This is a genomic window from Thermoflexus sp. (assembly GCF_025055495.1).
Lineage (GTDB): Bacteria > Chloroflexota > Anaerolineae > Thermoflexales > Thermoflexaceae > Thermoflexus.
Genome location: NZ_JANWXB010000119.1, coordinates 1 through 9,771 on the forward strand (window position 1 = coordinate 1; position 9,771 = coordinate 9,771).

The following is a 9,771-nucleotide window of genomic DNA, read 5'->3' on the forward strand; positions in this document are numbered from 1 at the left end:
GGTCCGTTCTCTGGCCCGCACGAAGGCCGAACATGAACCGAGGGATTAATCCTCTTCCGTGCGAAGCTTAGCGAAGTAAGCCTCCAGAGCGCTGAAGGCAGGGCGCGGAACGCCCCGAGTGTCCAGGATGCTGTAAAGAACATTATCGTCCCGTTCCGGCCCAAACCCTTTGGGCCCGAAATCCAGATTCCACAGGATCGCCATTCGAACGAATCCCCAGGCCCGCATCCGCTCGAACCCTTCGATGATCCAGCGGGCCTGCTCTTCCAGAGAGTTGTCCAGGGCGAATTCAAACCCCGGCGGGGCCGTCCCATATTCCTCCGCGGATGCCCATCCGAACTCCGTTACACACAGCGGCTTCGCGCCCCCGATGATCTCCCAGTAGCCCCAGAGCGTGGACTTGAAGCTCCAGCTGTGATGGGGATTGTCGAAGGGGCCGCGAAAGCGCGCCGTCCGGGCCTTCGGCAGGAAGGGGGCCTCCTCCGCCAGGACATCGGGGCCGATATTATAGCCGTTATGGTGAACCCCTACACAGTCCGCATAGTTCAGGAAGCCTGCCTGCATCATGCCCTGCAGGTAACGGAAATCATCGATCGCGTTCACCCCATCGTCGATCCCGGTGGGGGAAAGGGCTCCACTGATCACCATGATCCTGGGATCCTCCGCCTTGATCGTGGCATAAGCCACCCGAAGCAGTTCCACGTAATCCTCCGGGCGCAGCCCCCGGGAGGTCTGCCACTCCCGCTTCAGGTTCTGTTCATTCCACACCTCGATGGCATGGATCCGCCCGCGATGGCGGCGGATCAGCACCTGGAGGAAGCGGGCGAGATCCTCCGGCCGATCCGGCGGCCCATGGATCCCACCCTCCCGCCGGCTCCACTCCGGGGCGGTGACCACGCTGAGCAGGACCTTCACGTTCTCCAACTCGGAGACGATCAGAAAGCCTTCCAGGATGCCCCAGTCGTAGCTTCCGGGCTCCGGTTCATGCATCGACCAGAGGACCTGCTGTTTCACCCATGGAAATCCCACCTGACGGACCACGCGGAGGGTGTCCCGGGGATCCCCCACGTATCCGTGCACCTGGGCTCCGATAAGAAAGAGTTCCGGGTTAGAGGGGGAAGCCGGCGATGGCGTGGGAGGGATTTGAGGTGGAACGGAGGGTGTGGGAGGGATCTCCGCCGGAGGCGCGGAGGAGCGCCAGAGAGCGAAGCCCAGAATTCCCATCTCCAGAGCGACCAGGAGGACAGCGAGCCACAGGATCCAGCGGCGCATCGGTTGATTCAACGGCGAGCCCTCCTGAGGGAGCACAGATGGTTCGGTTACCCATCCGGGTTTCAAGGCGGCGGGGTGGGCGGCTTCGCCGTCCACCCCGTCGTCTGAACTCACACCATGGGCAGCTTCCGAGCGATCCCACGGGTTTTGGGGGCAGTGGGGACCTGATCCGCTTCCCTCCCGAGGGCGCCCGGATGGGACTCGATCCCTGAAGTTGCCCACGGCGTAACTTGTCTGATTCCCCCCACATGACGAAGCGGCGTGGGGAAGGGGCGGGTTTCGAATCCGCAGACGGTTTCGCGTGGGAGGCAGCGGGCCGGAGGCGCGCTGCCTCCCACGCAGGATGGTGTCTCCGAGGGAAGCCTAACGACCACCCATGACCCGATGCAGCGTCTCACAGGCCGGGCAGGACCCATCCGGCCGGATGATGGCGTAGCCGGCCATCGGGTCCGCTCCGTAGTTCTTGAAGTCCACGTTCCAGACGATCAGCAATCGCACCTTTCCGCTCTGGGCCGAGAGCTGAACCGCTCGGGCCAGCCATTCTGCCTGCTGCTGAACGGTCACATCCTTGGCCCACGCGAAGCCCGGGGCTACGGCCTCCAGAGGCGGATACCCATCGTCGGAGAGGTAGCCCAGCTCGGTGAAGCAGAGCTTGCGGGCGCCTCCGAAGGCGTTCCAGTAAGTGTTCACCATCCCCCAGAAGTAGCGGGTGTAGTAATTGTCCCGGGGATCGCCGGTCGTCCAATCCGGCGGAACGATCCCTTCGTTGTAATGGATGCCGATACAGTCGGCGTAATTCGCCGCGCCCGCGGCCGCCATCCCGGCCACGTAGCGATCATCGTTCCAGACCCGATGGGAGCCGAAAGCGCCCTCCGCGCCGGTCGGGGCCGGTGCCCCAGTGACCACTAGGGTCCCTGGGTTGCGGCTCTTGATAGCGTTGTAGGCCCGCCGCAGCATGTCGGTGTAGCTTACGGGATTGATATGGCCGGTGGGCCACTCGCGATCGATGTTGGGCTCGTTCCAGACTTCGATCCCATCCGCTCCCAGGGCGGCCACTCCGCCCAGGAACTGGGCGAAGGCGTCGAAGTAACCCGGATTGGGGGCGCCCATCTGCTCCGGGAGACCTACAACCCCCAGGAGGATCTTAAAGCCGTTCGCATGGGCCTGCTGGATCAGCCCCGCGACGCTGCTCGGATCCTGGCCGGGGGACCAGCGGACCTGACGCTTGATCCAGGTCATGCCGGCGTAGCGCATCAAATCCGGCCGGGAGAAGCTGTCCACGTGGCCGCCCAGTTCGAAACCGCCGCCAATCGGGCGGGGGCGTGGCGTGTTCGTGGGGCGGGGCGTCGGGGTGGGTCCCGGCGTGGGGCTGGGCCCTGGCGTCCGGGTGGGACCCGGCGTCCGGGTAGGCCCCGGTGTGCGGGTCGGGGTAGGAGTGGGCATCGGGGTTCCGGTCGCCACCACGCCAGTGGTCTCTCCCTGCGCCTTCTCACTGGGGCCTGCCCGCAGGATCAGCGCAATACGGAAGGGACCGTTGACCTCCCCGGATGGGGCCCATTCCGCGCGTCCATCGATCAGCGGTCGGGTGATCTCGGCCACCACCTGGCCCTCCGGCCCAGTGATCCGCCAGACCCATTCCATCGCGGATAGGCCGGGGGCCTGGCCGCTCTGACGGTAGGTCTGCAACGCCTCGACGGTGCCCGGGGCCGTGCCGCCGCCCAGCAGCCCTCTCAATGTCAGCCCCCGCAGTCGATAGGTCTGAAGGAGGAAGAGCTGGCGATCGAGAAGGCCGGTGGTGGGCATCCAGACGGTGTGAATCTGGCCCGCCTCGTCGACATATTCGTAGCGATAGACGCCCGCCTCGGCCAGGAACTGAAGGTCCCGGGCGGTGGTGGAAGGGGCCAGCGTGAGGGTCATGCCCGCGGTAAGGGTCAGCGGCCCCGAGGGCTCCAGACGGCCCAGATGGGCGAGCGCTTCGTCAAAGGAAATGAGGCGCGCGCCGGAGGGGCCGAGATCCACTCCCAGGCCCGGCCCGACCAGCTGCAGCTGATATCGGTTCACCTGGCCGATCAGCCATCGCAGGCTTTGCTCGACCAGCCCACCCGGAATATACGCGGCGGGATCATCGGGGGCTTCCACGTAAAGGACATCCGCCAGGCGGCCCAGTTGCCGCCAATCGTAACCGTCGGTGAGGAAGCGCCCCCGTTCCCCTGGTAGCGGGAGAGGGGCAGCCACCGCCAGCACCTTCCCCTGCTCATGGAGGGCCTGGCTGAGCTGGCTGAGGAAGTCCAGGAAGGCGCGGGATTGTCCCGGTGGGAGGCCGCGGTAATCCACCAGGACGCCGTTGTAGTTGCGGACCTGGAGGATGTCCAGGATCTCCCGAATGTGCGCCTGATAGACCGCCGGATTGGCCAGCAGGGCAGCCAGGGCGGCTGTGTTGGGCGCTCCGCCTGGGAGATAGTTGCGCACCAGCAGCCACGTGACATACCGCCCCTGAGGATCCGGGGGCGGCAGAGCGTTCGCATCTCCCATCAGGCGGCCGCCCAGCCCCAGGGTCAATCCGGCCACGCTGACCTCATTCACCACCTCCAGCGCCCGGGCATCCGGCGCGATCCCGGCCTCCTGAATTGCGCCGAAGGCGGGAACAGGAATCTGAGCGGCTGTCACGATGACATAGCGAGGGGCTGCGCGGGTCTCGCCGCTCAGAAGCCCCAGGGATTCCTCCAGCTCACCGCCGATCCATGTCCATCCCTGTCCGGTCCAGCCCCAGAGATCGGCGATGGTCCAGGGCTCCAGACCGTCCGGGATATACACCGTCAGACGCAACGGCGTGCGGACCTCGCCGCAGAAGCGCAGCAAATAGTAAGGCCCGACCGGCCGCAGGGTCGGCGGCAGGCGGTTCAAGGCTTCCTGGAGGGAGGCGTCGGGTTCCGCCAGCGGCCAGACGGCCACCCTCACGCTCTGGGCGGGATCCGCCGGGGCAAGCTGGAAGGTGGGGCTCTGGAAGGGTTGCTGGGCGGTGACGGTTTCACAGGCGGCCTGGGTGGAGCGGATCATCCACAGGCCCATTCCCCCCAGCGCCAGGAGCATAACCACCCCGAATCCGAGGATCCAGGGCCAGGGGAAAGAACGTGTTCTCGGGCGTGGGAGCGCCATCCGATCTGCCCTCCTTATGCCGGAATCGGTTTCCTGGGATGGGACACAGTTAGTTTTATTTTATCGCAAGATGCACGGGGCTCGAAGAAGGCGGCCCGGCCTACGGGGGCGGGCTATAGGGCCCCCGATCTCGAATCCGCCACCCCGGATTGGATCCCCCGGCAGGATCACTGGCCCCCTTCCCGGACGCCCGCGGCTCGGGCTGGGGATCCGGCCGGCGGTGGCCCCTCCCTTGTCGCCGTGCGAATGGCGTGAGGGAGGATAGGAGGGAAAGACAAGCCCTGAATCCCTGGCAGGGAACGTTAAGATGGCAACGGAACAACCGGAATCGAACCTGGAGGATCCAGATCGCTCATAACGCCAAACACGCAGCGGAACCCTCCGTGCGTCGGACGGACTTATTGGCTGGGATCCCTCGGCGGATGAAGCTGCAGGTCCCTCAGGAACGCCTCCACCGCCTTTAGAAAGGGCTCGGGGCATTCCTCTTGTGGGACGTGCCCGCATTGTGGGATGATAACCAGCCGCCCATCGGGGATTTCCCTGGACAGGCGGATGCTGTGCTCAGGAGGCACGATCCGGTCGCTGTCTCCGGTGACCACCAGAACGGGCTTCTGGATCTCCGCCAGCCGCCTCTCCAGTCTCAGGGGGCGGCTGGCGCGAACAACCTCCCACAGGCCCCGATCCCAGTTCTCGGCCCGCAGGGGTCGGGTGTATCCTTCCTCGATCTCCGGCGTCAGCTTTGTCGGGTCATGCCAGGCGGAGCGGGCCAAGGTCAATCCCCAGTTTCGTATGGAGCGGACCAGAAGCGGGCCTAGGCGGCGCATCTGAGGAGTATCCAGAAGCGGACGTGCCCAGTCCGGCGCACCATTATCGATGTAAACCGCTGGGGCGATCAGCACGAGCGCCTCCACCCGCTCCGGATACTTCAATGTTGTTAGAAGGGCGATGGCCCCTCCGGCGGAGTTGCCGACCAGAACGGCCCGCTCGATCCCCAGCATGTCCATCAGCCTGACGGTCAAGTCTGTCTGGGCTTCGGGGCCGTATGGATTGGGGCCGGTCCAGCGCGTCGGCCGCTCTGTAAGGCCGAACCCGGGTCGATCGAAGGCGACGACGGTTCCCCAGTTCGACATGGGTTCGATGACGGCTCGCCAGGAGAACGTGCTGGCGGCGAAGCCGTGCAGGAGCACTATCCCCGGATGTCCAGAGCCGGAGATTTTGTAGTGGACGGTGAGGCCGTCGATCTGGATGAATCGGCTATCCGGGTCAGCCAGCTGCTCCGGCGGCACTGTCCCCGTCAGCGGGGGCACTGGTAGCAGCAGTGGACCGATCAGCAGCAGGGCCAGAAGCAAGCCCAGGGCGAAGACGGTTTTGCCGAGCCTGGAACGCATGGACACCTCAAATGCGAAGGGATACTTCCCCACCGACGGAGTGGGAGGTTGTGCCATGGCTTGCGCTTCCGCTCCGTGAACGGGCGATGCTGTCTTCGATGGCCTTGCCGGAAGTCGAGCTTCTGCTTTTGCGGGCGCTATCCGGGAGGAAACGCTCATGGCTCCCGCCCCGGGCGACGAGGCTCACGGCGTCGGAGCGGAGTGCGGTAAGGGGGGAGATCCAGGGTGATCACGGTCACCCGGGTCTCATCGCTCAGCCGCGCGGCGATCCGCGCGTCCAGATGTTCCAGCGGGGTCGCCGTAGTGATGACGGTGGGCGCGCTCGCCAGATAGCGATAGTTCAACAGCTGATACAGTTTCTCCCGCGCCCAGGGGGTGGCGCTCTCCGTCCCCAGGTCATCGAGCACCAGGAACGGCGCCAGTTTCACCTCGTCAAAACGCTGATCATAGGGTTGATCGCTCTTCGGGTGGAAAGCGGCCCGCAGCCAGTCGAGGAGATCGGGCACCCCCACGAAGAGGGCCGGGATCCCTCGGGAGGCAACGATATTGGCGATGGCGGCGGCCAGATGGGTCTTGCCGGAACCGTAAGGACCCGCCAGGACCAGCCAGCCGTGGGGGTCCTCGGCGTAGGCCCGTGCCATCCGGACCGCTTCCCGCAGATTGTCCCGCTCGCGGGGGGAGAGCTCCGGCCGATCCCGGAAGGTTTCGAAGGTCATCTCTCGCAGGAGAGGAAGGAGGTTCAGATCTGGCCCGGTGGAGGGCGTGCCCCGCCGGAAGTCCGGAGCCAGGATCGCCACGACCTCCACCAGGCGGGGATCCTGAAGCCGGGAGCGCAGGCGGGGCTCGAAGGCGTCCAGGGAGAGATTCGTCGTGATCACCGTCGGGAGCCGGGCGTTGTAGCGCCAGTCCAGGAGCTGGAACAGCTTCTCCTGGGCCCAGGGCGTGCTCTGCTGAGCGCCCAGGTCATCCAGGATCAGCACAGGGGCATCCCGGAGCTCCCAGAACCGCTCCTCATAGGAGCTTTCGGCCTCCGGGTGGAACGTCGCCCGCAGCTCGTCCAGGAGATCCGGCACATTGATGAAAAGGGCAGGCACCCCTCGTTCTAGGAGGCGGTGGGCGATGGCCGCGGCCAGGTGAGTTTTGCCGCATCCGGTCCCGCCCCGCAGCACCAGCCATCCCTCCGGGCGCTCGGCGAAGGCACGCGCCCGTTCCCAGGCCCGCCGCACGCTTCGAGCCTGATCCGCAGGTAACCCCAGCCCATCCGGGAGGAAGGTCTCAAAGCGTTTGTCCTGAAGCACCCGCAGGGGGCTGGCGGAGCGGAGCCGCTGACGGAGCTCCGCCGCCTGTCGCTCGGCCTGACACGCGCAGGGCACCGCCCGGCCGAACAGCGGATGGCCGGGGGGCACATCGTAGGAGACATACCCCAGCCCCCCACAGTAGGGGCAGGCCTCTGTGCCTGCCCCAGAATAAGCCCCCGTGCCTGCCTCGGAGTCGGTCTCCGTGCCTCCTCCGATCGCGTCCGTGGGCGCCCTGACGGCCTCCACGTCGGCCCCGGCCTGGGGGATCGCTTCCGCACTGATCGATCCTGGGGCCGACGATGGGGAGCGGGAGGCCCCCTCTTCTTGCCCCCGCTGTTTCGGGGGCTTTCCCTCAGCGCTGAAGCTTTTTCCATGACTCGACAACACGTCGCCGATGCGTTTCATCCACCCCTCCGGTGTCCCGGCCTTCCGCGGCCCAGCGTTCCAGGATCCGACGGACATAGGACCAGCGGCGGACGTTGCGGGAGACGGCGATCCGGATGGCCTCCTCGATCCATTCCGCCGGATACGTCCGCACGGCCTCCTCCAGCTCCTGAGCGATCAGCGGGGTCAGCAGCCCGATGTTTTGCTCATAGAGAGCGAAGAGATTCGGGCGATCAGCCACCAGCACCGCCGACTCCCCGAGATCCAAGCTGGCGGGGCGGGCCCCTCGCCGGATCGCTTCATAGGCCATACGGCCGCGGGCGGTGTTGAGGAAATAGAGATCATCGGACCGTCCATCTTCCTCCAGACGGACATGCAGGAGGGTTCCTCGAGCCACGGCCCGATTCAGGCCCTCCCGGATCTCCGCCACTGAGAGCACGGTGGTGAGGGCGGGATCCGCCTCCAGTTCCGATCGCCGGACGTAGCGCAACGGCCCGCTTCGGTGGGCCAGGTGGTAAAAGCAGGTGAGGGTGACCCTGAGCTCCCCGGGATGATCGATTTGCGGAAGGAGTTCCGTGAAGAACGTTTCCGGGATCGGCACCGTGCGAACCCTGCCCGATGGAAAGCCGGAGAACGGTTTTTTCTCCCTTCGGGTTTTCACAGCCGGATCTCCTGCTTGTGCAGATCGATGAACTGGGCCTGGGAAGGCCGGAAATATAGTTCGATCGTTCCGATGGGGCCGTTCCGGTGTTTGGCCACGATGATCTCCGCGATGTTCTTGCGGTCCGTGTCCGGATTATAGATCTCGTCCCGATAGATGAAGATCACGACGTCCGAATCCTGCTCGATGCTGCCGCTTTCGCGAAGATCCGCCAGCATCGGCCGCTTGTCGTGACGCTGCTCGACGGCGCGGGAGAGCTGGGAGGCCGCCACCACGGGGATGTTCAGTTCCCGGGCCAGGCTCTTCAGCGCCCGGGAGATGTAAGAGATCTCCTGCACCCGGTTCTCCGCCCGGACGTCAGCGGTCATCAGCTGAAGGTAGTCTACAATCAGCATATCCAATCCGTGCTCGGCGTAGAGCCGGCGCGCCTTCGCCCGCAGCTGCATGGCGGAGATGGCCGGCGTGTCATCGATCCAGATGGGCAGCTCCGATAGCGTGCTCACCGCGTGCACGAAGCGGGGCCATTCATCCTCCCGGAGCTCCCCCAGACGCAGGCGCTGGCCCTCGATCCCGGTCTCCTGGGCCACTAGGCGATGGACCACCTGCTCGGCGGACATCTCCAGAGAGAAGATGGCAACCCGCTGGCGATAGCGCTTGGCGGCGTTCAGGGCGAAGGAGAGCAGCAAGGAGGTTTTCCCCACCCCCGGCCGGGCGGCCACGGTCACCAGATCCGAGCGCTGCAGGCCCCCCAGCAGCCGGTCCAGATCCCGAAACCCGGTGGGGATCCCCAGGGGTTCCCCGCGATGCTCATATAGATACTCAATGTGCTCGTAATATGTTCGCAGAAGATCCCGGATGGACTGAACATCGCGGATCAGACGGCGCTGGGCCACGGCGAAGAGGGCAGCCTCCGCGCGATCCAGCAGTTCATCCACATCGCTGTAGGAATCCTCATAGGCCATCCGGGCGATCTGGGTGGCGGCCTCCAGCAGGCGCCGGCGGATCGAATCCCGCTCCACCCGGCGAGCGTAATCCATCGCGTGCACGGTGGCGGGCACGCGAGCCGCCAGGCCGATCAAAAACCCCCGCCCGCCGACTTCCTGAAGGCGCCCCTGGCGTTCCAGTTCATCGGCTACGGTGACCGGATCGATCGCCTCCCGGCGATCGTGCAAGGCCAGATAGGCCTCCCAGATCCAGCGATGCTTCTCCAGGAAAAAATCCTCCGGCCGCAGCATGGCCGCCAGCGTATGCATCAATTCCGGGTCCAGGAGCACAGCGCCCAGGACGGCCTCTTCCACCTCCAGGTTATGAGGCGCCAGGGGGACCTGTTCCACCCGCTCGAGATCTGGCATCCGCCATGCCTCCTTGCAGGATTTCAGTCCATCATAGCAGGAATTGAGCCGTTTCAGCCCGGCGGAAGATCCCCTCGCCCCTTCCCTTCTCTCCGGGTGGAGGAGGGGCCGATCCGCCCCCTCACGCCGTAAAGCATCATCCTGGCTGCTTAATGTTTTGTCCATCTTTCATTTGGGAGTTCTCGGGGGCGGGGCGTGGGGCCGGGGGCCCCCCCCCACCCCCCCCCCGCGAGGGTTTGTAGACCCACCCCCCGGCCCCG

At 65.7% G+C, this 9,771-nt stretch carries 6 protein-coding genes; all 6 read right to left on the reverse strand.

Features of this window, described 5'->3' with window-relative positions:
- Window positions 1-45 precede the first annotated feature (45 nt).
- The 6 genes from NZM16_RS03925 to dnaB all read right to left on the reverse strand — a co-directional run bounded on the left by NZM16_RS03925 (window position 46) and on the right by dnaB (window position 9,511).
- The gene (locus tag NZM16_RS03925) at window positions 46-1,284 is read right to left on the reverse strand and encodes a beta-galactosidase (RefSeq protein WP_295451065.1); all 1,239 of its coding nucleotides are present in this window, start codon (window positions 1,282-1,284) and stop codon (window positions 46-48) included.
- Between the two features lie 351 nt (window positions 1,285-1,635).
- Complete coding sequence (locus NZM16_RS03930) at window positions 1,636-4,428, reverse strand: hypothetical protein (RefSeq protein WP_295451063.1); 2,793 nt, start codon at window positions 4,426-4,428, stop codon at window positions 1,636-1,638.
- 398 nt (window positions 4,429-4,826) lie between these two features.
- Window positions 4,827-5,816 carry an alpha/beta hydrolase gene (locus tag NZM16_RS03935; RefSeq protein ID WP_295451060.1) on the reverse strand — a complete coding sequence of 330 codons (990 nt, stop codon included), beginning with the start codon at window positions 5,814-5,816 and terminating at the stop codon, window positions 4,827-4,829.
- A 155-nt stretch (window positions 5,817-5,971) separates the two neighbouring features.
- Window positions 5,972-7,360, reverse strand: coding sequence for an ATP-binding protein (locus NZM16_RS03940; RefSeq protein ID WP_295451058.1), 1,389 nt, complete (start codon window positions 7,358-7,360; stop codon window positions 5,972-5,974).
- Window positions 7,361-7,466: 106 nt separating this feature from the next.
- Window positions 7,467-8,159: a DnaD domain-containing protein gene (locus tag NZM16_RS03945; protein WP_295451056.1), complete on the reverse strand. Its 693-nt coding sequence runs from the start codon at window positions 8,157-8,159 to the stop codon at window positions 7,467-7,469.
- Window positions 8,156-9,511 carry a replicative DNA helicase gene (dnaB, locus tag NZM16_RS03950; RefSeq protein WP_295451053.1) on the reverse strand — a complete coding sequence of 452 codons (1,356 nt, stop codon included), beginning with the start codon at window positions 9,509-9,511 and terminating at the stop codon, window positions 8,156-8,158. Before dnaB ends, NZM16_RS03945 begins: the two co-directional genes overlap by 4 nt.
- Between the last annotated feature and the right edge of the window lie 260 nt (window positions 9,512-9,771).